Here is a 23,141-nt window from a genome sequence, read left to right on the forward strand (position 1 = left end):
CTCTCAAGGACGAGGTCTCGTCTCGACGCCGACCGGCCCATGAGGCCGGAGGTCAACGCCCGACAGCGCGATGCGCCCTCGGGCGCGAATGGCGTTGCGCGCGACTGAACCACCTGCTGCCCGGACGGGCGGCCCACAGGAGACCGGATGACCAGAACCGACCACGCGCCGTTACGCATCGAGGACGCGGTGAACGAGCTCTGCCCCTGGTCGGGCAAGCCGATCGCGCACGATGCGCTGACGCTCTACAACGGCGCGGTCGTGGGCTTCTGCAATCCCGATTGCCGCGACAAGTTCGAGCGGGCGCTCCATCACTTCGAGGGCGCCCTCCAGGCCCGGCGCGCCACCTCCGCGGGCCTGAACGAGTAACCCCCGGAGACTGACGCGCATGTTCGAAGGCCTCTCCGACCGCCTCTCCGGCATCCTGTCCGGGCTGACCCGCCGCGGCGCCCTGACCGAGGCCGACGTCACCGCCGCCCTGCGCGAGGTGCGCCGCGCCCTGCTGGAGGCGGACGTCGCCCTCGAGGTCGTCCGCTCCTTCACCGAGAAGGTGCGCGAGCAGGCCGTCGGCGCGGTGGTGCTGAAGTCGGTGACGCCCGGCCAGATGGTCGTGAAGATCGTCAACGACCAGCTCGTGGCGATGCTGGGCGGCGAGGCCGGCATCATCGACCTCAACGCGCCGGCCCCCGTCGGCATCCTGATGGTCGGCCTGCAGGGCTCGGGCAAGACCACCACCACGGCGAAGATCGCCCGGCGCCTGACCCAGCGCGACAAGCGCCGGGTGCTGCTCGCCTCCCTCGACACCCGCCGCCCGGCCGCGATGGAGCAGCTGGCGGTGCTGGCCAAGCAGGTCGGGGTCGAGTCGCTGCCGATCGTCGCCGGCCAGTCGGCGGTGCAGATCGCCAAGCGCGCCATGGAGGCCGCGCGCCTCGGCGGCTTCGACGTGGTGATGCTCGACACCGCCGGCCGCGTCACCCTCGACGAGGCGCTGATGCAGGAGGCCGCCGACGTCAAGGCGGCCACCAGCCCGCACGAGGTGCTGCTCGTCGCGGACGCCCTGACCGGCCAGGACGCGGTCAACACCGCCCGCGCCTTCGACGGGCGCCTCGGCGTCACCGGCATCGTGCTCACCCGCATGGACGGCGATTCCCGCGGCGGCGCGGCGCTCTCGATGCGGGCGGTCACCGGCAAGCCGATCAAGCTCGTCGGCACCGGCGAGAAGGTCGACGCGCTGGAGGAGTTCCATCCTGCCCGCGTCGCCAACCGCATTCTCGGCATGGGCGACATCGTCTCGCTCGTCGAGAAGGCGGCCGAGACCATCGACCAGGAACAGGCCCTGCGCGTCGCCGAGAAGATGCGCAAGGGCAAGTTCGACCTCGACGACCTGTCGATGCAGCTCGCCCAGATGGAGAAGATGGGCGGCATCGGCGGCCTGATGGGCATGCTGCCCGGCATGGGCCAGATCAAGAAGCAGGTCGAGGGCGCCAACCTCGACGAGAGGATGTTCAAGCGCCAGCGGGCCATCATCTCGTCGATGACCCCCGAGGAGCGCCGCAACCCGGACATCCTCAAGGCCTCGCGCAAGAAGCGCGTCGCCAGGGGCTCCGGCGTCGACGTCTCCGAGATCAACAAGCTCCTCAAGATGCACCGCACCATGGCCGACATGATGAAGGCCATGGGCTCGGGCAAGCGCGGCATCGGCCAGGCGCTCGGCAGCATGTTCGGCCTCGGCGGCGGCGGAATGGGCGGCGGAATGGGCGGCTTGGGCAAGATGATGGGCGGCATGCCCCAGCCCACGCCCGAGATGCTCGCCGAGCTGCAGAAATCCCTGCCCCCCGGCACCACCCTTCCGCCGATGCCGCCCGGCCTCGGCGGTCCCAAGGCGTCAGGTCCCGCCGGCAAGCCGCCGGCAGGCCCGAGCAAGGCGCCCCCCGCTGCCCCCGTCCTGCCGGGCCTGGGGGCCAAGCTCCCGGGCTTGCCCGGCCTCGGCGGACTCCCCTTCGGCAAGAAGAAGTAGGCGGGTCGGGATCCGCCAGGATCCCCCCGTCCGCGACGTCGAACGATCCTCCCCAACCTCAGACAGGAAGAGACCCATGTCCCTCAAGATTCGCCTCACCCGCGGCGGCGCCAAGAAGCGCCCCTACTACCGCATCGTCGTCGCCGACGCCCGCGCGCCCCGCGACGGCCGCTTCATCGAGAAGGTCGGCGCCTACGACCCGATGAAGCCGAAGGACGATCCGGCCCGCGTCATCCTCGAGACCGAGAAGGTCCAGGCCTGGCTCGCCAAGGGCGCCCAGCCGACCGACCGCGTCCTGCGCTTCCTCGACGCCGCCGGCCTCGCCAAGCGTCCGACCCGCAACAACCCGCAGAAGGCCGAGCCGGGCACCAAGGCCAAGGAGCGCGCCGCCGCCCGCGCCGAGAAGGCCGGCGCCGCCGAGTCGGCCGAGTAAGACTGACCGTGGCGCGCCGCCCCGACGCCCGTCCTCCGCGCGGCCAGACCTCCTCGGGTCCTGGCCGCGGGGGCTCCGACCCGCGCCGGGGCGAAGGCGCGCCGCCGCAGCGCGCCAACCCTGCGCCCGCGCGGGCCGAATCCGGGATCGCCTCCGATCCCGGTTTCGTGCTGCTCGGCGAGTTCGGTCGCGCCCACGGCCTCAACGGCGAGGTGCGGCTGAAATCCTATACGGCCGACCCGATGGCGATCGGGTCCTACGGCCCGCTCACCGGGGCCGACGGAAGCGCGATCGAGATCGCGTCCTTGCGCCCCGCCGCGGGTGCCCCCGATATGCTGATCGCCCGCGTCGCGGGCCTCTCCGGCCGCACCGGGGCCGAGAGCCTGAACCGCCTCGCCCTCTACGTCGCGCGCGAGCGCCTCGGCGCCCCGGAGGACGAAGACGAGTTCTTCGCCGCCGACCTCGTCGGGCTGGCGGTGGTGGACCGCGCCGGCAACGCGATCGGCACGGTGCGGGCGGTGCCGAATTACGGCGGCGGCGACCTGCTGGAGATCGCGCCGGCCGCCGGCGGCAGCCCGGCCCTCCTGCCCTTCACCAAGGCCTTCGTGCCGGAGATCGACGTCGCGGGCCGCCGGATCATCGTCGATCCGCCCGAGGACCTGTTCGCGCCGGCCGCGCCGCGCGATCCGGACGCGGCTTGAACGCCCGTTCGGGTTCCCCGACGCTCTCGAAACCCTCCTCGTCATCCCGGAGCCGCGCAGCGGAACCCGGGATCCATAGCCGCTCGCGACGCAGGGCGAGACGGATGCGCTCCGATTGGTTCTGAATCGTCAAGGGTCATGGATCCCGGGTTCTCGCCTTTCGGCGAGCCCCGGGATGACATGGCGGGTGTCAACGCGGCCCAGGTAAACAGGCACCCGCGCCGCGGGCGCCGGGGCCCTCCCCGCCCCCGCGGGACGAGGTTGTCCGGCCCGCCGACGCGGGCCCGACGGACGGCTTACCGCCCGCGGTTCTTGCGCTGCTGGCCGAGCCCGGAACTCTTGGCGAGTTCGGAACGCTGGGCGGCATAGGTCGCCGCGACCATCGGGTAGTCGTGCGGCAGGCCCCATTTCTGGCGGTACTGCTCGGGCGAGAGGCCGCGGGTGGTGAGATGCCGCTTCAGCGACTTGTAGGGCTTACCGTCTTCCAGGCTGATGATGTAGTCCGGCGTGACCGTCTTGCGGATCGGCACCGGCGGCGTGGGCTTCTCGGGCTCGGGCGCCGGCGGCGCGGCGACGCGCTCGAGGGAGGCGTGCACGGCGGCGATCAGGCTGCCGAGATCCCCGACCGGCACCGAGTTCTTCGACACGTAGGCCGACACGATATCGGCCGTGAGCATGACGAGGTCGCCCGGCTCCTGATCCTGAGTATCCACGTCTGACATCATTGGGTTTCCGCTTCGAGAGTGTGGTGGACGGAGGCGTTGCAGCGGGCCTGCCGGCGCCGCGCCGCCACGCGGTCTTCTTGAGGGCCGTCCGCTGCCCAAGTCCGCATGGGCGATCACCCGGTCCCTGAGACTTGGTGGCAAGTCTCATGCCCATCTGCAAGCTGGTACCAGCAACTCAGTGATCAAATTAGGTAGTTCTTGTGGATTTCACCGTGATGCAACCAGATTTAATATACTCAAGGTTGTAATTTCTGATTTTACGTTGCCGATAATTGCATAAAAATCTATCTGGAGCCGGCTTTTGAGCCGCGCCCCGAGGCGAGTTCTGGCGCAAATCCGACCACCGGCGGCGGTCGGACGTTGGAGAATGAAGCAATGGGCGTGACGGGATCAGGCCACCCTGTCCGGCTGCCGGGCAGCCGCATCGTGCCGGGCCTGGATCTCGATGAAGACGCGCCGGACCTTGGGGCTCAACGCCTTCATCCGCGTCTCCAGATGGCCGACCAGCCGCTCGATCTCGCCGGCGGAGAGCCGGTCGTCCATGTCGAGGCTGACATTGACCAGGATATCGGCCGGGCCGAGATGCTGCGTCAGCACCTCGTTGACGTGCTGCACCCCCGGCTCGGACCGGACGATCTCGTGCAGGCCGGCGACCAGCTCGGGCTCCGCCGCCTCGCCGACGAGCAGGCCGTGGGTCTCGATCATCAGGAAGATCGCCATCCCGATCAGGATCAGGCCGATCACGATCGAGGCGATGCCGTCGAAGGCGGGCCTGTCCAGCGTCTCCGCCAGGATCACGCCGGCGAGCGCCACGACGAGGCCGGTGAGCGCGGCCACATCCTCCACCAGCACGGTGAACAGGGCCGGGTCCTTGCTGCGGCGGATCGCGGTGATCGGCGGCCGCTCGCCCTTCTCGCCCCAGAACGCCTTGAGGGCGACGAAGCAGGAATAGCCCTCGGCCAGGACCGCGAAGCCGAGGATCGCCAGGTTGACGACGAATCCCGGGATCGTCCGCCCGAACATCACCGCATCGGCGGCGGGCTCCGGGTGCTGCAGCTTGTGCACGCCCTCGTAGACCGCGAAGGCGCCGCCGCCGAGGAAGATCAGCAGCGCGACCAGGAAGGCATAGAAGTAGACCTCGCGGCCGTAGCCGAATGGGAAGCGGGCATCCGCCGGCCTTTTCGCCCGCTTCAGGCCGACGAGCAGCAGGATCTGGTTGGCAGTGTCGACCACCGAGTGGACGCCCTCGGCCAGCATCGCGCTGCTGCCGGTGAAGAACGCGCCGACGAACTTCGCCACGGCGATCGCCAGGTTCGCACCGGCGGCGGTGTAGATCGCGCCGCTGCTCTGGTGGGCCGAACTCTCCTGGGCCATATGCTCTGAGTCTCCCGTCGCCCGGCGAGCGTGGCCGTGGCTGACGACTGTAACGCCGGGGGACGCCGGAAGGGTCCTGCCGCCTGCGGCGATCCCTGTCGCCTCCGGCGGTTCCGGTCGCCCGCACGACGTGTCGCGGCAGTGTCAGGCCGCGTCGCGCATCGGCGGCGCGGGGGTCTCCAGCCCGAAATGCCCGTAGAGCGCCGCGATGCTGTCCGTGAGCAGGCCGTCGAGCGGCGCCAGCGTCGCCTCGTCCGGCACCCGCCCCTCGACGCGGGCCGCGTGCTCGATCTCCCGCAGGTGACCGGCGAGCGCCGCGGCGCCGACATTGAGGCTCATCGACTTGAGCCCGTGGGCCGCCCGGGCCGCGGCGTCGGCGTCGGCCGCCGCCCGCAGGGCCGCCAGGCCGTCGGGCCCGTGGGACGCGAACAGCCCGAGCACCCGCTCGACGAAGGCCGATCCGGAGCCCTCGGCCATCTCGGCGAGCCCGGCCAGGGTGTCGGGATCGAGGAGCGTGACCGGAACCGGCTCGTCCGCCTCGTCGATCCCGGTCTCGCCCGATTCCAGGATCGTGCCCGACTCTTCCCCTGCTCCCACGGCCGCCGCCAGCGTGCGGGCGAGATCGGTCAGGGTGAAGGGCTTGGCCAGCACGCCGTCCATGCCGGCCTCGCGCCAGGCTCCGGCCGCACTGCCGACGACATGGGCGGTCGCCGCCACGATGGAGACGCGGGCCGCGCCTTCCGCCGCCTCCCATTGCCGGATCGCCCGGGCGGCGTCGAAGCCGTCGAGGCCCGGCATGGAGCCGTCCATCAGGATGAGGTCGAACCCGCCCTCGCGCGCCGCCTCGAGCGCCCCGAAACCGTCCTCCACGGTGACGACCCGGGTCACGCCGAGCCGGCCCAGGGCCTCGACCGCGACCTCCCGGTTGACGGGGTTGTCGTCCGCCACCAGCACCCGCGCGGCCGGGAAGCGCGGCAGCGACGCGACCGGGCCGGCCTCGGCGCCGATGCCCGCGAAGGTGCCGCCGGTTGCCAGCGCCGCGAGCGCCGGGCGCCACTCACCTTGCGCCAGCGGCCAGCGCAGCAGGGCGTCGGCGAGGCCGGAGGACAGCACGGCGGCGCCGCTCGGCTCGCCCATCGGCGCGATGGCGAGGACCCGGCCGGCCCCGGCCGGGCGGCGCCCGGCCCGGGCGAGCTCGCCGGCCTCGACGAGGTGGTGGGCGCCCTCCCCCGTCTCCCCCGGCGCGAAGCCGGCGGCGGCCAGGCCTTCCGTCAGGACGAGATGCGTCGCGGGCCCTGATACCGCGACGACCACCGCCGGGACGATCCCGCCGACCCGCATCAGGGGTTCCGCCGGAGCGAGACGATCGAGCGGGATCTCGGCCCAGAAGGTCGAGCCCCGGCCGACCTCGCTCTCGACCCCGATCCGCCCGCCCATGGCGTCGACGAGGCGCTCGGCGATCGACAGGCCGAGGCCGGTGCCGCCGAAGCGCCGTGTCGTCGAGCCGTCCGCCTGCGAGAAGGCGGAGAAGATCGTCGGCAGGGTCTCGGCCGGGATGCCGATGCCGGTGTCGGACACGCTCAGGCGCAAGGTCGCGCCGCCGGCCCGGGTCTCGAACCGCACCAGGACATGGCCGGTTTCGGTGAACTTCAGGGCGTTGTTGACGAAGTTGCCGAGGATCTGGCCGAGCCGCACCGGATCGCCTTCGATCGCCCGCGGCACGTCCGGCGCGACGACGGCCGCGAGGTCGAGCCCCTTCGCTCGGGCGCGCTCGCCGAACAGGGTCACGACGGTATCGGCGACCTCGGCCGGGTCGAGGGTGATGCGCTCCAGGGTGAGCTTGCCCGCCTCGACCTTGGCGAAATCCAGGATGTCGTTGATGATGGCGAGCAGGCTCTGCCCCGAGCGGGCGATCACCTCGGCGTAGCGGCGCTGGCGCGCCGGCAGCTCGGCGGCGGCGAGCAGCTCCGCCATCACCAGCATGCCGTTCATCGGCGTGCGGATCTCGTGGCTCATCGTCGCCAGGAACGACGACTTGGCGCTGTTGGCGGCCTCGGCCGCCTCCTTGGCCTCGCTGAGGTCGTGGGTGCGGTCGCTCACCTCCTGCTCCAGCCGGCCCTGATGCTCGACCAGGCGGTGGTCGCGCTCCCGCACCGCATCGATGAGGTCGTTGAAGCTCGTCGCCAGACGCCCGACCTCGTCGTCGGATTCGGCGCCGGGCGGCAGGACGGCGCGGCGGGCGTAATCGTGGTTCTCGCGCACCGCGTCCATGGTGCGGGCGAGCGCGGTGAGCGGCCGGGTCAGGGTGCGGCCGAGGCGCCAGGCCACGGCGAAGCCGACCGCCAGGGCGAGGGCCGCCCCCATCAGGGCGTTGCGCACCACGTCGAACAGTCGCCCGACGAGATCGGCGGTGTCGGCGATCAGGGTCACCCGCCCGACGATCCGGGCATTCTCCACCACCGGCACGCTGACCTTGACCGTGCGGGCGAGGATCAGGGCCAGGGGCGTCAGACCTTCCTCGTCGAGATCGAGGTCGTCGGCGAGGCGCAGGCCCGTCCCCTGTTCGGCCAGTGCCGTGCCGTCCGGGCGGGTCAGACCGGCATAGACGATGCCGGTCTGGCGAGCGATCGCCCGCAACGCCGCGTGAGCGCCGGCAGTGTCGTCCGCCGCGGCGGCGCCCGCGGCGGCGGCGGCGAAGACGGAGGCGAGGCCGGTGAGCGCCCGGCGCGTATCGGCGGCGTAGCGGTTGACCTCCGACCAGGCGCCGAGCGCCGTGCCGGCCGCCAGGGCGACGATCACCGCCCCGAGCACCACCCGGCCGAGGCGGGTGGCGAGGCTGCGAGCCGGGCGCGACGGGGCAGGCGATGGGGCCGCGGGGGCGCACTCGGCCGGCGCCGGTTCAGGCGCCACGGGCTCGACGGACATGGGCTCGACCGCCTTGAGCTCGACCGCCTTGGGCACCGGACCCGCGACACCGGCGCGCTTCGCCGGGCGCGCGCCCCGCGACTGCAACCAGCGACCGCCCGACGGGAGCTGCGCGGATCCCGCACCGGGATCGGCGTCCCCGCATGTCGACGGCACGCGAAGCGGATCCTCCGCGACGCGCAGCACCCGGGCGCGCAAGCTCCGGTTCTGTCCCGGCTCGGTTCCCGCGATCGGCGCCTCCGGCGCGCCCGTCAGCCCGGTCGTCACGGCTCCGGTTCCCTCAGGCGGCACGGCTCGCGGCCTGGCCGACCAGGTCCGCGACGGCGTCCCAGCGGGACAGGAAGGCAGCCACCACGGCCGGGTCGAAATGCGCCCCGGCCTCCTGCCTCAGGAAGGCGTGGGTGGCCTCCAGGGTCCAGGCGCGCTTGTAGGGCCGGTCGCTGGTCAGGGCGTCGAACACGTCCGCCACCGCGACGATGCGGCCCGGAAGCGGGATGTCGGTGCCGGACAGGCCGTTGGGGTAGCCCTTGCCGTCCCAGCGCTCGTGGTGGCTCACGGCGATCTCGGCGGCCAGCCGCACCACGTCGGACGAGCTGTTGGCCAGGATGCGGGCGCCGCGCTCGGCGTGGCGCTCCATCTCCCGGCGCTCCTCGGGCGTCAGGGGACCGGGCTTGAGCAGGATCGCGTCGGGGATCGCGATCTTGCCGACATCGTGCATCGTCGAGGCGAGGCTGATCAGCCGGCACTGCTCGGGCGACAGGCCCAGGGCCTCGGCGATCAGCAGGGTGTAGTTCGCCACCCGGGCGACGTGGTCGCCGGTATCGGTATCGCGGTGCTCGGCCGCGCGCATCAGCACCGTGACGATCTCGCGCTCGCGCGCCTCGACCAGGGCCACCGCGGCGGCGACCTCCTGGGCGAGGCGGGCGGCCTGGGCCTGCTCGACCTTGTGGGCCCGGCGCAGGGCCAGGAGATTGGTCACGCGGGCCCGGATCTCGACCGGGTCGCAGGGCTTGTTGACGAAGTCGGTCGCGCCGGCCTCCAGGGCGGAGCGGCGCAGGGCCCGCTGGTCGAAGCTCGTCACCATCACGATCGGCACATGCGCGAAGCCCGGCAGCGCCCGTAACGCCCGGATGACCGCGAGGCCGTCCATCTCCGGCATCTCGTAATCGGTCAGGACGACGCCGATCTCGTCGACATGGGCCGCCGCGAAGGTGAGCGCGTCCGCCGGCCGCGTGAAGCTCTGCGGTCGGCAACCCACGATCGGCCGCAGCGCCTCGAGCATCAAGAGGTTGTTGAGCTCGGCATCGTCGAGGACGATCGCACGCATGAGGTCTCCTCCGGCAGGGGATCGCCGCTGCCCCGCGAAGGTGCCGGGGAAACCTTGACAATCCCCTGTCCGCCGCGGGGCGTTTTTCGCCGATCGGGCGAAGTTCCACCTCCCGCCCGGGGGACCGCGGCGTCTTTGGCTTTGAAACCGGACGCTGTCGGCGCTAGAGCACGTGGGACGGCCCCTCGCGCGCAAGCGGGAGCCGGACAGCCCATGACGGATCCCGGCGCGGCCCACACGGACGGGCGCGCCTTCGCACGCAGGACGACGAGACGAACACGATGGCCGGCTTCAAGGACCAGAACTTCAACGATCGGCGGAGTACGTCCGCGGACGCGAAGAAGGCCCTGCTGGAGAAGTTCCGGGCCAAGCCCGCCGCCGACGACCCGGAGGTCCAGGCCCGCCTGGCGGAGCGCCAGAAGATCGCCGAGGCCCGCGCCGCCCGCGCCGCGGAGCGCGAGGCCGCCAAGCAGGCCGAGGCCGAGCGGCGGGCCGCCGAGGAGGCCGAGGCCAAGGCCCGTGCCGAGCGGGAAGCCGCCGAGGCCGCCGAGCGGGAGGCCGCCATGGAGGCGGAGCGCAAGGCCGCCCGCGACGCGCGCTACGCCGCCCGCAAGGCGCGCCGCAAGTAGGCCAGACGCCCATCGCCGGACCGACGCGGCTTCCCCCGTCCGGGGACCCGCGCCAGTCGTTGTCAGCCCCCGACGGATTCGGCGCCGCGCACGGCGCGCGACCTCCGGCGGGGGTTTTTCGTTGTCGTCGCCATCCCGCCCGCCTCTTGGCCGGTGTCACGGCGCAAGGGGGAGCCGGCATCCATCCTTGCCGCCAGGCTGCACGCACAAAGAAGAGGCGCACCCTGTCTCGTCGCGGACCGGGCGATCGCCCAGCGATCACCGGAACGCGTGGACAGTGCCGGACGGCGCGCTCGCGAACGCGCCCAAACGCCGTCGTCCGGGCGTCGCCTCATACCATCGCGCTTTCGCATCGACACGTCGATGCGAAAGCGTCCGGCGCATCAGCGCCGGCGCCCGTTCGGGCTGAGCCGGCGCCTTCGAACGGGTCCGTTCGAAGGCGCGGCGGTATCACTCGCCCTTGCGCGGACGGCCCCGACGGGCCGGCGCCGGCTCGCCCTCATCGCCCTGGCCGGCCGCGAGCCGGGCCGCCGCCGCGCGGTCGCGCCGGATCTGGCCGAGGCCGAGGCTCTTGGCCAGCTCGGAGCGCTGGGCGGCATAGCTCGCCGCGACCATCGGATAGTCCGGCGGCAGGCCCCATTTCTGGCGGTACTGGTCCGGGGTCAGACCACGGGTCGTCAGGTGCCGCTTGAGCGACTTGTAGGGCTTGCCGTCTTCCAGCGAGATGATGTGGTCCGGCGTGACGGTCTTGCGGATCGGCACCGGCGGCGCGGGCTTCTCCGGCTCGGGCGCCGGGGGCGCGGCGACGCGCTCGAGGGAGGCGTGTACGGCAGTGATCAGGTTCGCCAGCTCCCCCACCGGCACCGAATTCTTCGACACGTAGGCCGATACGATGTCGGCCGACAGATTGATCAGTTGCGATGTCGGTGCCAGCTCGTCAGCGCTCATGAACGCCCCCCTTTTTTGGAATACTTCTTTGCACATGCGGCCAAAAAACCTAACAGTCAATGAAAAATTTTTATCTGCGAGTAGATCGAACCCTATGACACCCCCCCGGGAGCGTTCGCCTCAGACCCGCTGCTTTTCCGACAAGTTCTCATTTGCCTATATGCGGTTGTAAGAGGAATTTTTGCTCAGCGCTTGGTTCCGTGCCCAGCCCTGGCGGGCGACCTAAGCCTTCGCGCGATACGGGCAACGCGCAGGCAGCCCAACATGCAGCGATCAGAGAGGGAAAAAATACTTGAGGTTGTGAGAGAGCGGCGACGATCGCAGCCACGGTGGCAGGTCCGGCGCGCCGTGATCGCGGATGATACAACCTGGATTTACGGTCGCGGCGCCAAGGCCGCCGACGAAAAAGGCACCTGCCGTGACCGGCAGGTGCCTTTGAAAAAAGCGACCCTGAAGGAAATCGAAGGCGCGCACTGACGCTGCGGGGTCGGTTTACCCGTATCCCGGATGCCGTCCGGGACACGGGTCTCTCACGGCGCCCGATCGATCGCCCGGCGCCTGTGCGGCGGCGGCTTGCGCAAGCGGGGACCGGCTTCGCTCAGGCGTGGGGAGCCCGCGGGCCCCACGCCGCAGGCGGCCGAGCGCCGGTGCCGAATGGCGCGTTCGGGGACCGTCTCACGGCTTCGGGGCGGCGGCCGGCGTCGCGGGCTTGGCCGCCGCGGGGGCAGCCGAGGGGCTGGCGGCCTTGGGCGCCGCGGCCCATTCGGGGTCCGGCCGCGGGCCGTTCGGGGCGCCGGTCGGGGCGGTGAGCTGGCCGGGCGCGACGTCGTTCACGCGGGTCCAGGTCTGGGAGCCGCACAGGAAGCCCATCAGGCAGCCGCGCACGTTGAGCTCGCCCGGCTCCTCGGTCCAGATCGAGACGTCGTAGAGCTTGCCGTCGTCGGCGTTGTAGATCTGTCCCTCGTAACGATTATCCGCATTCGGCTTCAGACCCATGATGAGCTGGTGGCCGAGCGAGGGGCGGCTGCGCTTCTTGGCGTCGGTGTTCTTGAAATCGACCCGCGGCTGGCCCTTGTCGTCGTTGGGGGTCTTGAGCCAGACGGCATAGCCGCAGACCCGGTCGGTGCGGCTCGGGCACTTCTCGATCCGGATGCGGGCCCGGCCGTCCTCGGTCAACCAAGTCCCGCTCGGGTCTTTCGGTGCCGCGAGCGCTGCGCCCGACGACAGGCCGAGGGCCACGAGCGCCCCGGTCAGGACCTTCTTCATACTATACACCCTCATCTGGCGGTGCGGTGCGCGCACAAGATTGTCCGTCGCTGATGCCGCATCGCGCGGCCGGATGCCAGAGGCCGGCCCATTGCGTCGGAATCGTGGGCGACCGATGCGGACATGCTGCCTCACGGCGGGATGTCACATGGCCGGCCGCTCCTGCGGCGAGCTAGAGCAGCGACGCCGGGCGGCAATCGTCCACCCGGCACGAAACGCCGATATTTTCGACTGCCGCACAGCGGCGTCCCCTCACCGCCAGGGCTGCCGCATGTTCTCGACCGAGCTTCTCGTGATGACCTCCGCCGCCCTCGGCGCGATCGTCATCGTGCTCGCCGCCCGGCCGGGCGTCAGCCTGCGGACGAGCCTGCCGCGGCTTCCCCGCGCCGCCGGCCCCGCCCGCCGGCCATTCGGGCGCTGAAAACCGCCCGCTTCGGACGGTAGAGCGCCGCCCGGCGACGGCGCTCGCCGGATGCGAGGATTTCGGGGAGCGGGGGCGATTTTTGGTGCGATGCGGCACCGCGGGAGCCCGGAAAGGCTGCTAGACTTCGGACACGTCGTTGCTGCCCCTGCGGCGCGCCCCATTCCGAAGGAGCTGACCCGACCGTGCCGCACGCCTCCGAGCTGATCGCCATCATCGCCCTCGGGCTCGTTTTCGCGTTCGTCGGCGGCATGCTCGCGCAGCGGCTGAAGCTCCCGCCCCTGGTCGGCTATCTCCTGGCCGGCCTCGCGGTCGGCCCCTACACGCCGGGCTTCGTCGGCAATGCGGAGCTGGCGGGGCAGCTTGCCGAGATCGGCGTGATCCTGTTGATGTTCGGGGTCGGCCTGCACTTCTCGATCGGCGATCTTATGGCGGTGCGCGCCATCGCGCTGCCCGGCGCCGTCGTGCAGATCGCTGTCGCCACCCTGATGGGGCTGGCCTTGAGCGTCGCCTGGGGCTGGAGCCTCGGGGCGGGCCTCGTCTTCGGCCTCGCCCTGTCGGTCGCCTCGACGGTGGTGCTGCTGCGGGCGCTGGAGGAGCGAAGCCTCCTCGATTCCGACAAGGGCCGCATCGCGGTCGGCTGGCTCATCGTCGAGGACCTGGCGATGGTGCTGGCCCTCGTCCTGCTGCCGGCATTGGCCGGGCCGCTGGGCGGCGAGAGCGCGGGGGCGGCGCACGGCATCGCGGGCGACGGCAACATCTGGCTCACCCTCGGCCTCACCCTCGCCAAGGTGGCGGCCTTCGCCGTGCTGATGCTGGCCGGCGGCCGCCGGGTGGTGCCCTGGATCCTCGACCAGGCCGCCCGCACCGGCTCGCGCGAGCTGTTCACCCTGGCGGTGCTCGCGCTGGCGCTCGGCATCGCCTACGGCTCGGCCGAGTTGTTCGGCGTCTCCTTCGCGCTCGGCGCCTTCTTCGCCGGCATGGTGCTGGCCGAATCGGACCTCAGCCACCAGGCCGCGGCGGATTCGCTGCCGCTGCAGGATGCCTTCGCGGTCCTGTTCTTCGTCTCGGTCGGCATGCTGTTCGACCCGACGATCCTGCTGCGCGAGCCGCTGGCCGTGCTCGCCACCCTGGCGGTGATCCTGGTCGGCAAGTCGCTGGCCGCCATCGCCATCGTGCTGGCCTTCCGCCATCCGCTCTCGACGGCGCTCACCATCGCGGCGAGCCTGGCGCAGATCGGCGAATTCTCGTTCATCCTGGCGAGCCTCGGCATCGGCCTGAAGCTGCTGCCGCCGGAAGGGCGCGACCTGATCCTGGCCGGCTCCCTCCTCTCCATCACCCTCAACCCGCTGATCTTCGCCGGCATGAGCCGCGTCAGCCGGTTCATCGAGGGGCGGCCGGCGCTGGCCGCCCGGTTCGAGCGCGGGGCTGAGCAGCTCGCGATCTCGTCCCACGCCAGGGGCCGCGAGGGCCACGCGGTGGTGGTCGGCTACGGCCGGGTCGGCAGCGCCATCGGCAAGGCGCTGGCCGCCTGGGAACTGCCCTACGTGGTGGTGGAGCGCGACCGGCGCCGGGTCGAGGAACTGCGTGCCGCCGGCATCGCGGCGGTGTTCGGCGATGCCAGCGCGCCGGGCATCCTCACTGCCGCAGATATCGGGCGGGCGCGGCTGCTGGTGGTGGCGAGCCCGGACGCGCATCAGGCCCGTCGCCTGATCGAGATCGCCCGCGAGGCCAATCCGGGGATCGACACGGTGGTGCGCACCCACAGCGACACCGAGCGGCGCAAGCTCGAGGAGGAAAAGGTGGGGCTGGTGCTGATGGCCGAGCGCGAGGTCGGCTTCGGCATGGCGCTCTATGCGCTGCGCAGCCTGGGCCTCGGCGAGGGCGAGGCCCGCCTGTTCATCGACACCAGCCGGGCCGAGAGCCGGAGCGAGCCGGCGGCGGAGGCCGAGCCCGAGATCGGTGCCCCGGAGCTGCGGCCGCATCGCGAGGCGCCGGCGGAGTCGTGACGCGGCTTCGTTACCAAACTGCAATCCTCCGGTAAGCGCCGCCTCAGAGCGGAAGCGTCATTCTCCTCTCGGTTCACCGAGCCTCGGTGCGCCGAGAGGAGTTCGACGATGTCGCAGCCGCAGATGGAGCGTCCGGCCGAGCTGATGGTGTGGCACGGCACGCGAGGGGCATCGGGGCCGCGGGAGACGCGCCGCTATCCCACCCTGCGCGCCGCCCTCGCGGCGGCGGTGCGGGCCGGGGGTCCCGAGGCCCTGCCCTGGATCGTGACCGAGGACGGCGCCGTGCTCAGCCCGCGCTGGATCGACGATCACGCCCCCCGGATCGCCGCGCGCCCGATCCCGTTCTCGCCCCTTTTGTCGTCCTGACGGCTTGCGTCGTTCGGCCGGCTCACGTTCGGCGCGCGCGCGTGCTATCGTCGTCCGACGAGCACGAATCGCCATGACGAGCCTGCGCAAGACCGCCCCTGCCCGCCCGGCCACGATCGCGGCGTCCACTCACGGCTACGCCGCCGCCTCCCTCCGGCTGCGCCGCGCGGCCAACGACAACCGGCCGCGCTCCGGCCACCGGCGCACCCTGATGCTGGTCGCCGGCGCCTGGCTCGCCGTGCTGGTCGCGGCGGCGGTCGCCTTGTGGCGCACCGGGGGATTTTGAGGTCCTCGCGGCATGGGCCGGCGGCCTGTCGCAAGCCCCTGTCGCAAGCCTCCGCCCGTTCCGCGCCCGGAACGAAGGGGGCGTCAGGCGAATTCGTCGTCTGCCTAACCACCCTGCATCGCGCGCACGATCTCGACGCGGTCGCCCTCCGTCAGCGCCGTGGCCGCCCAGTCGCGCTGGCGCACCACTGCGCCGTTGAGCGCGATGGCGAAGCCCTGCGGGCCGGGCAGGTCCAGCCCGGCGGTCTCCTGGCGCCAGAGGGCGTCGAGCGTGGCGGCGTCGCTGTCGCGGGATTCGCCGTTGACGAAGAGCTTCATGGGGTCTCGCTGCGGAGGGAATGGTGCGGCGCGAACCGGGCGAGGCCGAAGGGAGCGGCCACCGGCAGCGTCTCGCCGCGCAGGATCAGGGTGGAGACGGCCTCGGCGGTGACCGGGGCCAGGAGGTAACCGTTGCGGTGGTGGCCGACCGCCAGCACCAGGCCGGGCAAGGCCTCGCCTAGGATCGGGGCGTCGTCGTCCGAGGTCGGGCGAAAGCCGCTCCAGATCCCGGCCACCCGCATCTCCTCCACCCCCGGCAGGGCCCGTCGGGCGCCTTCGAGCAGGGCGTAGAGGCCGCCGGCGGTGAGGTGCGGGTCGAAGCCGGTCTCCTCCACGGTGGCGCCGACGATGAGCGAGCCGTCGCCCTTCGGCGCCATGTGGACCTGCTCGGTCCAGACCACGTGGGAGAGAGACCCGCTGCGGGGGGTCATCTGCAGCGCGACCGACTGGCCCTTGAGGGGGCGGACCGGCAGGGCGAGGTCCGGCACCAGGCTCCCCTCCCCGGCCCAGGCGCCGGAGGCGAGGACGACGGTACCCGCCCGCACGGTGCCCGCGCTCGTCTCGACGCCGGCGACCCGGCCGCCCTCCCGAAGGAGCGCGGTGACGGTGGTCTCCTCGACGAGGCGCCCGCCGGCCGCGCGAAAGGCCCGGCGCAGGGCGGCCATCACCCGGGCCGGATCGACCTGATGGTCGTCGGCGCAGAACAGGCCGGCGGTGACGGTGGGGCGCAGGCCCGGCTCGCGGGCGCGGATGGCCGGGCCGGACAGCCACTCGACGGCGAGGCCGTCGCGGCGCTGCAAGTCGTGGCGGAAGCGCAGGCGCTCGACCTCGTCGCGGCCGAGCGCGATCACGAAGGTGCCCTCGCGGCGGTAGTCGATGGTCAGACCTGATTCGGCCTCCAGCTCATCGCGAAAAGGGTGCCAGAGGCGCTGGCTCGCGAGGCAGAGCGGCAGCAGGGCCTCGCCCCCTGGCTCGTGCTCGGCCGCCGCCGCCAGCATGCCGGTGGCGGCGAGGCTGGCGCCGTCCCCGGCCTTGGCCCGCTCGATCGCCGCGACGGCGAGACCCGCCTTGGCCAGGCGCCACGCGATCGACAGGCCGATCAGCCCGGCGCCAATCACTGCGACATCGATCGCACCCTGGGCCCGTTCCGGCAGCCGGTCGCTCTCGGGATCTGTGGCCGGTCCGCTCCGCCGTCCGATCGTCTGCGCGTGCACCCTCGTCTCCACGGTGGCCCGAAGAGACTGGACTGCGCCCGAATGCCGGATGATGCGCGCGGGTCCTGGCGGACCCTGTCCAATCCCTACGCCGGTATGAGCCGGATCAGGTTCGAAGGATTTCCGCGCTGACCGGCCCGAGGGCGGCGGTCCAGCGGTGTCTCAGCCCCTTGTCGGGGATCTCCCTGGAACGCTCGGTATTTGGCGGGGGACGGGCCTGCCGTCAACACCCCTCAGCCGCCCCTTCACCCGCCCCTTCACCCGCCCTTGCCCGGCCGGTAGATCGCCATCTCCTCGGCGATGCCGTCGAGGGGATGGGTGCCGAGCAGCTCGGGGTCGCCCCACAGGAAGTCGACGAAGGGCTTCGACATCAGGAGCGACTCGGACAGGACCTTGTTGAGCTTGGCGAGCCGGCTCGCCAGGTTCACGTCGCGCCCGATCACCGTGAAGTCGAGCCGGGCGCCGGACCCGACATTGCCGTAGGCCGCCTCGCCGTGGTGGAGCGCGATGCCGACCTCGATGCGGGTGGGAAAACGCCCGGCGCGGTTCGCCTCCTCGACGCGGCGCAAAGCCGCCTGCGCGGCCGAGAGTGCGCCTTGCGCGGCGCCGCCGAGATCGTCGCCGCTCTCGCGAAAGATCGCCAGGAGACCGTCGCCCATGTATTTCAGCACCTCGCCGCCCTCGCTCTCGATCGGCGGCACCAGGCAGTCGAAATAGGTGTTGAGAAGCTCCACCGAGGCCTCGGGCGTCAGCGCGTCGGTGAGGTGGGTGTAGCCGCGCATGTCGGCGAAGAGGATCGCCGAGCGGATCCGCTCGACCTGGCCGCGGCGGATGAAGCCGGCCAGGATCGCCTGATGCGGCCCGTCGCCGACATAGACCCGCAGCACGTGATCGAGGCGGGCATTGAGGCCGCGCATCTCCATCACCGCCGACAGGGTCGGGATGATGAAGCGCAGGATCGCCAGGTCGTCGTCGCCGAAGCCGCGGGGATCGCGGGTCGCGAAGGTGACGCCGTTCTTGGTGCCGTTGGTGAAGAAAAGGGGGACGGTGATGTAGTGGGTGTAGCCCGCCGCCTTCAGCTCCGGGATGATGCTGTAGCGGTCGTCCGGCGTCTCGCGCAGGTCGAGAATCAGCCATTCGCCGGTGGCGTAGACATGGGCGAAGGGGCTGCGGGCCAGCGCCTGCTCGGTGACCTCGCCATGCGGGAACAGGCGGAAGCTGACGCCGTCCTCGCGGGTCCAGAACCGGCCGACGCCGGAATAGTCCGAGTGCAGCGCATCGATGGCGGTGGTGGCCCGGTCGACCGGCACGCCGAGATCGTTCAGCCGCTCGGCCATGCCGGCGAGGAGATCGCCGGATTCCGGCAATCTTGCCCCCTCGCTGAGCAGCCAGTCGCGCAGGGCGACGCAGTCGCGGAACAGGCCGATCGGGATGTCGCTCGCCTCCGATCCGTCCGCCGCGGCCGTGGGCGTCGGAGCGGGATGAGGGCGAAGCGGGTCGTGCATGGCGCTGAGATGGGCGTTGCGCCGCAGGACGGCAAGGCTTGGTTGCGGAAAGGCTTGGCTACGGACAACCGGTCCATCCGCTTGGCATGTGACCCTGCGTCTGCTATCGGCAAGGTCGTCGCCGGGCCGTGTCCCGGCCGGCCGTAAGCGTCTCACGTCAGGCAACGCGCTCCCTCGGGTGGTCTCCGCCGGGCGAGTGCGCGCCGCATCGCCCGGGCAGGCCGCCCGTCTCGAAAGACGTGTCATGACCTCTTCCCCATCGGCACGACGGCTGCCGGCCTCGTCTGCACCGCTCGTCACCGCCTTCCTGCTCTCCGTGCTGATGACCTGCGTCGTCTCCGGCATCTCGACCCTGCTCAGCATCGGGTTCACGCCGGGCATGCTCTGGCACTGGCCCCGGGCCTGGGGCTTCTCGTGGCTCGTCGCCTTCCCGACCCTGCTGCTCGTGCTGCCGCTGGTCCGGCGCGCGGTGGCGCGGATCGTGGCGCCGCCGCAATAACGACAAAGGCCCGGCAGGCGGATCGCCTGCCGGGCCTTTCTCGCTGTGTCCGCGGCCTCAATTGTCGAGGAAGCTCCGCAGCTTCCGCGACCGGCTCGGATGCTTGAGCTTGCGCAGGGCCTTGGCCTCGATCTGGCGGATGCGCTCGCGGGTCACCGAGAACTGCTGGCCGACCTCCTCCAGGGTGTGGTCGGTGTTCATGCCGATGCCGAAGCGCATGCGCAGCACGCGCTCCTCGCGGGGGGTGAGCGAGGCCAGCACCCGGGTGGTGGTCTCGCGCAGGTTCGACTGGATCGCCGCGTCGATCGGCAGGACGACGTTCTTGTCCTCGATGAAGTCGCCGAGGTGGGAATCCTCCTCGTCGCCGATCGGGGTTTCCAGCGAGATCGGCTCCTTGGCGATCTTGAGGACTTTGCGCACCTTCTCCAGCGGCATCGCCAGCTTCTCGGCCAGTTCCTCCGGGGTCGGCTCGCGGCCGATCTCGTGCAGCATCTGGCGCGAGGTCCGGACGATCTTGTTGATCGTCTCGATCATGTGCACCGGGATGCGGATCGTGCGGGCCTGGTCGGCAATCGAGCGGGTGATCGCCTGCCGGATCCACCACGTGGCGTAGGTCGAGAACTTGTAGCCGCGGCGGTACTCGAACTTGTCGACGGCCTTCATCAGGCCGATATTGCCCTCCTGGATCAGGTCCAGGAACTGCAGGCCGCGGTTGGTGTACTTCTTGGCGATCGAGATCACCAGCCGCAGGTTCGCCTCGATCATCTCCTTCTTGGCCTGGCGGGCTTCGCGCTCGCCCTTCTGGACCATGTGGACGATCTTCCGGTACTCCTGGATCTCCAGGCCGGTCTCAGAGGCGAGCGAGATGATCTGCTCGCGCAGCGTGCCGATGTTGTCGGCGCCGCGCTCGGTGAAGTTCTTCCAGCCCTTGCCGCCGAGCTTGGCGACCCGCTCGACCCAGTGCGGGTCGAGCTCGTAGCCCTGGTAGTGGCGCAGGAACTCGTCGCGGGCGACGCCGTGGTTCTCGGCGAGCCGCATCAGGCGGCCCTCATGCGAGATCAGCCGCTTGTTGATGTCGTAGAGCTGCTCGACCAGCGCCTCGATGCGGTTGGCGTTCAGCGACAGCGACTTCACGTCGGCGACGACGGTGTTCTTCAGCTCGGAATAGCGCTGGCCCTGCGACTCCGAGGCCGCCGCGCCCTTGAGCCGGGTCTCGGCCTGCTCGGCCTGGACCTTGCGCAGCTTGCGGTAGTTCTCGGCGATCGCGTCGAAGGTCTCGAGCACGCGCGGCTTCAGCTCGGCTTCCATCGCCGAGAGCGACACGTTGTTCTCGAGGTCGTCCTCGTCGCCCTCGCCCTCCGGCGGGGTCTCGCCCTCGGCCTCCTCGTCGCCCTCCCCCTCGACCTCGCCCTCGGCGGGGCCGGCGCGGCCGTCGGGGCCCGCATAGGTCGCCTCGAGGTCGATGATGTCGCGCAGGAGCACCCGGCCGTCGACGAGCTCGTCGCGCCAGATGATGATGGCCTGGAAGGTCAGCGGGCTCTCGCACAGGCCGGCGATCATCGCCTCGCGCCCGGCCTCGATCCGCTTGGCGATCGCGATCTCGCCCTCGCGGGAGAGAAGCTCGACCGAGCCCATCTCGCGCAGGTACATCCGGACGGGATCGTCGGTGCGATCCGTCGGCTCCTTGGCGGTCTCGGCGCGCAGGGCCACCGGGCGGGCGGCGGCGACCTCGGCCACCTCGCCACCTTCGCTGGCCTCCTCTTCCTCGGCCCCTTCTTGAGGCGCGTTCTCGCCCTGCTGGTCGTCGGCCTCCTCGGCCTCGACCACGTTGACGCCCAGCTCGGACAGCTGGCCCAGCACGTCCTCGATCTGCTCGGAGGTGAATTCCTCCTGGGGAAGCACCTCGTTCAGCTCGTCATAGGTGACGTAGCCACGCTTCTTGGCGAGCTTGATCATCCGCTTGACGGAGGCATCCGTCAGGTCGAGGAGCGGGCCGTCGGTCTGCTGCTCGGGGGCCGCCTCGGTCTCGTCTCGTTCCGTTGCCTTCGTCGCCATGCTCAGCCTATGCTTCCCGGTGTCGGCAGTGCCCGGGCGGGGGAGGCTCCCGCCATGCCGGCACCGTGATGTCTCGTCGGACGGCGCACGAGCCGCCCCAGGATCTCACGCAAATGTGCAAGCCAATCGATCGACTTGCCGTTAACTAGTCCGGACGAAAGCCGCAAGCCGCGCGTGGCGTTCAAGACGATTCCGTCACGATTCGGCCTCGTGGTCCGCGTCGTGGGCCACCTCCGCCTCGGCTTCTGCGCCCGCCACCACGGAGAGGCGGGTCTTCACGTCGCGCAGCCAGGCGAAGTTGGCCTCCGTCTCCTCTTCCGCCAGGGCGCGTTCGGCGGCCCGGAGTTCGCTATGTAGCGTTCCGGCCTTGCGGTGCAAGATCACGGCCTGCCGGAGCGCGTCCTCCAGCCGCACCGGATCGGCATGCGGATCGAGAACCCAGCGGTCGCCAGGCCGCACCAGCGCAGAGATTCGGCCCGCCGCCGCCGTGAGTCCCGCTCGCTCCAGCCGTGCGTCGAGGAAGGCCGCGTCACCCGCCCCTCCCTCCGCCGCGAGATCGAGCAGCGCGCCGCGCAAGGCGCGCGCATCGGCTCCCTCGAACTCGACCTCCGCCAGCTCCTCGGCCTCGCGGGCCAGCAACTCGGGATGGACCAGGAGGGCCGCGACGATCAAGGCCTCCCGCGAGGACGAGCCGCCGGAGAACAGCGAGGAGCGGGCGAGAAGCGGGCTCGCCCGGGCGGTGAGCCGCGGCGAGACCGGCTGGGGCGGAACGCCGCGACCCCGCGGCACGAAGGGCGCCCGCTCCCGATACGCCCGATCGCCCCCTCCCTCCCGGCGGGCGCCGCCATTGGGGCTCAAGGAGCGCAGCCGGGCCTCGATCTCGTCGCGGTAGTAGCGCTTCAGGGTCTCGTCGCGGATGCCGTTCACGATCTCGCGCAGGCGCTGGGCGAGGCCGGCCCGGCGCTCCGGCGTGTCGACCGGGCTCATCTCGGTCTCGCGCGACCACAGCACGTCGACGAGGGGCCGGGCGCCGTCGAGCACCCGGTCGATGGCGCCCGGGCCCCCGGTGCGCAGGAGGTCGTCCGGGTCCTGGCCCTCCGGCATCAGGGCGAAACGCAGGGACTTGCCGGGCTGGAGCGCCGGCAGGGCGACGTCGAGGGCGCGGTAGGCGGCGCGCCGGCCGGCGCCGTCGCCGTCGAAGCACAGGATCGGCTCGTCGGCCATGCGCCAGAGCAGGGCGAGCTGGTCTTCCGTCAGTGCCGTGCCGAGCGAGGCCACCACCTCCGGGTGCCCGGCGAGCGTCATCGCGATCGCGTCGACATAGCCCTCGACCGCGATCACCCGGCCGGTCTCGTGGGCCGTTTTACGGGCGGCGTGGTGGTTGTAGAGCATCCGCCCCTTGTGGAAGAGCGGCGTCTCGGAGGAGTTGAGGTATTTGGGCTTGGCGTCCGGGCTCATGCCGCGGCCGCCGAAGGCCACGACCCGGCCACGCACATCACGGATCGGGAAGATCACCCGGTCGCGAAAACGGTCGAACGGCACCTTGATGTCGTCGCCGGTGGTCAGCAGGTTCAATTCCACCATCAGCTCGGCCGGCACGTCGCGGGCGGCGAGATGGTCGCGGAGCGCGTAGCGCTCCGGCGGCGCGTAGCCGAGGCGGAAGGTGCGGCGGACCTCGCCGTCGAGCCCGCGGCCGGCGAGGTAGTCGCGCGCCCGCGCGCCCGTGCGGCCGGCCAGCTGCTCCTCGAAGAAGGTGCAGGCCAGCTCCATCACCTCCAGGGCGCCGCGCCGCCGCGTCTCGCTCTCGCGCGAGGCCTCGCTCGGCGCCGGCAAGGCCACCCCGGCTTCCGAGGCCAGGCGCTCCACGGCTTCCGGGAACGAGACGCCTTCGGTCTCCATCACGAAGGTGAAGATGTCGCCGTGCTTGCCCGAGGAGAAGCAGTGGTAGAACTGCTTCTGGTCGTTGACGTAGAACGACGGCGATTTCTCGGCATTGAACGGCGACAGGCCGCGCCATTCCCGACCCGCCTTCTTGAGGCGCACGCGCCGGCCGACGACCTCGGAGGCCGGCAGGCGGGAGCGGATCTCTTCGAGCAGGTGGGGCGGATAGCGCAAGGGTTACGG

At 71.4% G+C, this 23,141-nt stretch carries 22 protein-coding genes and 1 riboswitch; of the genes, 11 read left to right on the forward strand and 11 right to left on the reverse strand.

Going from position 1 to position 23,141, the window contains the following annotated elements; genetic code table 11:
* Positions 1–147: 147 nt before the first annotated feature.
* From DA075_RS29885 to rimM, 4 genes are all read left to right on the forward strand, one after another.
* A complete protein-coding gene (locus DA075_RS29885; RefSeq protein ID WP_099956266.1) occupies positions 148–369 on the forward strand; it encodes an eL24 family ribosomal protein in 222 nt (73 codons plus the stop codon).
* A 19-nt stretch (positions 370–388) separates the two neighbouring features.
* The gene (gene ffh / locus DA075_RS29890; protein WP_099956267.1) at positions 389–2,017 is read left to right on the forward strand and encodes a signal recognition particle protein; all 1,629 of its coding nucleotides are present in this window, start codon (positions 389–391) and stop codon (positions 2,015–2,017) included.
* A 76-nt stretch (positions 2,018–2,093) separates the two neighbouring features.
* Positions 2,094–2,450, forward strand: a complete 357-nt coding sequence (rpsP, locus tag DA075_RS29895) for a 30S ribosomal protein S16 (RefSeq protein ID WP_099956268.1) — start codon at positions 2,094–2,096, stop codon at positions 2,448–2,450.
* Positions 2,451–2,458: 8 nt separating this feature from the next.
* Positions 2,459–3,151, forward strand: a complete 693-nt coding sequence (rimM, locus tag DA075_RS29900) for a ribosome maturation factor RimM (protein WP_099956269.1) — start codon at positions 2,459–2,461, stop codon at positions 3,149–3,151.
* Positions 3,152–3,447: 296 nt separating this feature from the next.
* Here the strand turns inward: rimM and DA075_RS29905 are convergent, their stop codons facing one another.
* The 4 genes from DA075_RS29905 to DA075_RS29920 all read right to left on the reverse strand — a co-directional run bounded on the left by DA075_RS29905 (position 3,448) and on the right by DA075_RS29920 (position 9,502).
* Positions 3,448–3,876 (reverse strand): Ros/MucR family transcriptional regulator, encoded by a 429-nt coding sequence (locus DA075_RS29905; protein ID WP_420813094.1) that lies wholly within the window; start codon positions 3,874–3,876, stop codon positions 3,448–3,450.
* A gap of 390 nt (positions 3,877–4,266) precedes the next feature.
* On the reverse strand, positions 4,267–5,250 hold the full coding sequence (locus DA075_RS29910) for a cation diffusion facilitator family transporter (protein ID WP_099956270.1): 984 nt from the start codon (positions 5,248–5,250) through the stop codon (positions 4,267–4,269).
* Between the two features lie 144 nt (positions 5,251–5,394).
* Entirely contained in the window at positions 5,395–8,442 is a 3,048-nt protein-coding gene (locus DA075_RS29915; RefSeq protein WP_232387075.1) for a hybrid sensor histidine kinase/response regulator, read from the reverse strand.
* A gap of 13 nt (positions 8,443–8,455) precedes the next feature.
* Positions 8,456–9,502 carry an HD-GYP domain-containing protein gene (locus DA075_RS29920; protein ID WP_099956271.1) on the reverse strand — a complete coding sequence of 349 codons (1,047 nt, stop codon included), beginning with the start codon at positions 9,500–9,502 and terminating at the stop codon, positions 8,456–8,458.
* Between the two features lie 281 nt (positions 9,503–9,783).
* On the opposite strand from DA075_RS29920, the gene DA075_RS29925 reads away from it, so the two are divergent.
* Positions 9,784–10,131: a DUF6481 family protein gene (locus tag DA075_RS29925; RefSeq protein WP_099956272.1), complete on the forward strand. Its 348-nt coding sequence runs from the start codon at positions 9,784–9,786 to the stop codon at positions 10,129–10,131.
* A 450-nt stretch (positions 10,132–10,581) separates the two neighbouring features.
* Here DA075_RS29925 and DA075_RS29930 read toward each other — a convergent pair whose 3' ends face one another.
* Complete coding sequence (locus DA075_RS29930) at positions 10,582–11,079, reverse strand: Ros/MucR family transcriptional regulator (RefSeq protein ID WP_099956273.1); 498 nt, start codon at positions 11,077–11,079, stop codon at positions 10,582–10,584.
* 348 nt (positions 11,080–11,427) lie between these two features.
* Here DA075_RS29930 and DA075_RS38280 point away from each other — a divergent pair, with 348 nt between their 5' ends.
* The gene (locus DA075_RS38280; RefSeq protein WP_276330922.1) at positions 11,428–11,556 is read left to right on the forward strand and encodes a hypothetical protein; all 129 of its coding nucleotides are present in this window, start codon (positions 11,428–11,430) and stop codon (positions 11,554–11,556) included.
* A 198-nt stretch (positions 11,557–11,754) separates the two neighbouring features.
* Here DA075_RS38280 and DA075_RS29935 read toward each other — a convergent pair whose 3' ends face one another.
* A complete protein-coding gene (locus DA075_RS29935; protein WP_099956274.1) occupies positions 11,755–12,345 on the reverse strand; it encodes a DUF2147 domain-containing protein in 591 nt (196 codons plus the stop codon).
* A 295-nt stretch (positions 12,346–12,640) separates the two neighbouring features.
* Here DA075_RS29935 and DA075_RS38285 point away from each other — a divergent pair, with 295 nt between their 5' ends.
* The 4 genes from DA075_RS38285 to DA075_RS29950 all read left to right on the forward strand — a co-directional run bounded on the left by DA075_RS38285 (position 12,641) and on the right by DA075_RS29950 (position 15,427).
* Positions 12,641–12,766, forward strand: a complete 126-nt coding sequence (locus tag DA075_RS38285) for a hypothetical protein (protein WP_269153914.1) — start codon at positions 12,641–12,643, stop codon at positions 12,764–12,766.
* 185 nt (positions 12,767–12,951) lie between these two features.
* A complete protein-coding gene (locus DA075_RS29940; protein WP_099956275.1) occupies positions 12,952–14,775 on the forward strand; it encodes a monovalent cation:proton antiporter-2 (CPA2) family protein in 1,824 nt (607 codons plus the stop codon).
* A 108-nt stretch (positions 14,776–14,883) separates the two neighbouring features.
* Entirely contained in the window at positions 14,884–15,141 is a 258-nt protein-coding gene (locus DA075_RS29945) for a hypothetical protein (RefSeq protein WP_244936444.1), read from the forward strand.
* Between the two features lie 73 nt (positions 15,142–15,214).
* Positions 15,215–15,427 carry a hypothetical protein gene (locus DA075_RS29950; protein WP_099956276.1) on the forward strand — a complete coding sequence of 71 codons (213 nt, stop codon included), beginning with the start codon at positions 15,215–15,217 and terminating at the stop codon, positions 15,425–15,427.
* Between the two features lie 104 nt (positions 15,428–15,531).
* Here the strand turns inward: DA075_RS29950 and thiS are convergent, their stop codons facing one another.
* From thiS to DA075_RS29965, 3 genes are all read right to left on the reverse strand, one after another.
* A complete protein-coding gene (gene thiS / locus DA075_RS29955; protein WP_099956277.1) occupies positions 15,532–15,744 on the reverse strand; it encodes a sulfur carrier protein ThiS in 213 nt (70 codons plus the stop codon).
* The gene (gene thiO / locus DA075_RS29960; RefSeq protein ID WP_164712521.1) at positions 15,741–16,958 is read right to left on the reverse strand and encodes a glycine oxidase ThiO; all 1,218 of its coding nucleotides are present in this window, start codon (positions 16,956–16,958) and stop codon (positions 15,741–15,743) included. The genes thiS and thiO overlap by 4 nt, the downstream gene beginning before the upstream one ends.
* A gap of 65 nt (positions 16,959–17,023) precedes the next feature.
* A riboswitch (TPP riboswitch) is annotated at positions 17,024–17,154 on the reverse strand.
* A 61-nt stretch (positions 17,155–17,215) separates the two neighbouring features.
* Entirely contained in the window at positions 17,216–18,463 is a 1,248-nt protein-coding gene (locus DA075_RS29965) for an adenylate/guanylate cyclase domain-containing protein (RefSeq protein ID WP_099956279.1), read from the reverse strand.
* Between the two features lie 244 nt (positions 18,464–18,707).
* Between DA075_RS29965 and DA075_RS29970 the strand changes: the two genes are divergently transcribed.
* Positions 18,708–18,962, forward strand: a complete 255-nt coding sequence (locus tag DA075_RS29970) for a DUF2798 domain-containing protein (protein ID WP_099956280.1) — start codon at positions 18,708–18,710, stop codon at positions 18,960–18,962.
* A gap of 57 nt (positions 18,963–19,019) precedes the next feature.
* Here the strand turns inward: DA075_RS29970 and rpoD are convergent, their stop codons facing one another.
* Positions 19,020–21,017, reverse strand: coding sequence for an RNA polymerase sigma factor RpoD (gene rpoD, locus DA075_RS29975; RefSeq protein ID WP_099956281.1), 1,998 nt, complete (start codon positions 21,015–21,017; stop codon positions 19,020–19,022).
* A 195-nt stretch (positions 21,018–21,212) separates the two neighbouring features.
* Positions 21,213–23,132, reverse strand: a complete 1,920-nt coding sequence (gene dnaG / locus DA075_RS29980; RefSeq protein WP_099956282.1) for a DNA primase — start codon at positions 23,130–23,132, stop codon at positions 21,213–21,215.
* Positions 23,133–23,141: the final 9 nt, after the last annotated feature.

Origin of the sequence: Methylobacterium currus (assembly GCF_003058325.1) — a bacterium.
Taxonomy (GTDB): Bacteria; Pseudomonadota; Alphaproteobacteria; order Rhizobiales; family Beijerinckiaceae; genus Methylobacterium; species Methylobacterium currus.

Bases quoted from the DNA above. Each gene is read 5' to 3' on its own strand.
- rpoD (WP_099956281.1), bottom strand. From the start codon at position 21,017: ATGGCGACGAAGGCAACGGAACGAGACGAGACCGAGGCGGCCCCCGAG.
- DA075_RS29950 (WP_099956276.1), top strand. From the start codon at position 15,215: ATGACGAGCCTGCGCAAGACCGCCCCTGCCCGCCCGGCCACGATCGCG.
- DA075_RS29930 (WP_099956273.1), bottom strand. From the start codon at position 11,079: ATGAGCGCTGACGAGCTGGCACCGACATCGCAACTGATCAATCTGTCG.
- DA075_RS29885 (WP_099956266.1), top strand. From the start codon at position 148: ATGACCAGAACCGACCACGCGCCGTTACGCATCGAGGACGCGGTGAAC.
- rpsP (WP_099956268.1), top strand. From the start codon at position 2,094: ATGTCCCTCAAGATTCGCCTCACCCGCGGCGGCGCCAAGAAGCGCCCC.
- thiS (WP_099956277.1), bottom strand. From the start codon at position 15,744: ATGAAGCTCTTCGTCAACGGCGAATCCCGCGACAGCGACGCCGCCACG.
- ffh (WP_099956267.1), top strand. From the start codon at position 389: ATGTTCGAAGGCCTCTCCGACCGCCTCTCCGGCATCCTGTCCGGGCTG.
- DA075_RS29970 (WP_099956280.1), top strand. From the start codon at position 18,708: ATGACCTCTTCCCCATCGGCACGACGGCTGCCGGCCTCGTCTGCACCG.
- DA075_RS38285 (WP_269153914.1), top strand. From the start codon at position 12,641: ATGACCTCCGCCGCCCTCGGCGCGATCGTCATCGTGCTCGCCGCCCGG.
- DA075_RS29935 (WP_099956274.1), bottom strand. From the start codon at position 12,345: ATGAAGAAGGTCCTGACCGGGGCGCTCGTGGCCCTCGGCCTGTCGTCG.
- DA075_RS29905 (WP_420813094.1), bottom strand. From the start codon at position 3,876: ATGATGTCAGACGTGGATACTCAGGATCAGGAGCCGGGCGACCTCGTC.
- DA075_RS29925 (WP_099956272.1), top strand. From the start codon at position 9,784: ATGGCCGGCTTCAAGGACCAGAACTTCAACGATCGGCGGAGTACGTCC.
- DA075_RS29910 (WP_099956270.1), bottom strand. From the start codon at position 5,250: ATGGCCCAGGAGAGTTCGGCCCACCAGAGCAGCGGCGCGATCTACACC.
- DA075_RS29965 (WP_099956279.1), bottom strand. From the start codon at position 18,463: ATGCACGACCCGCTTCGCCCTCATCCCGCTCCGACGCCCACGGCCGCG.
- DA075_RS29945 (WP_244936444.1), top strand. From the start codon at position 14,884: ATGTCGCAGCCGCAGATGGAGCGTCCGGCCGAGCTGATGGTGTGGCAC.
- DA075_RS29920 (WP_099956271.1), bottom strand. From the start codon at position 9,502: ATGCGTGCGATCGTCCTCGACGATGCCGAGCTCAACAACCTCTTGATG.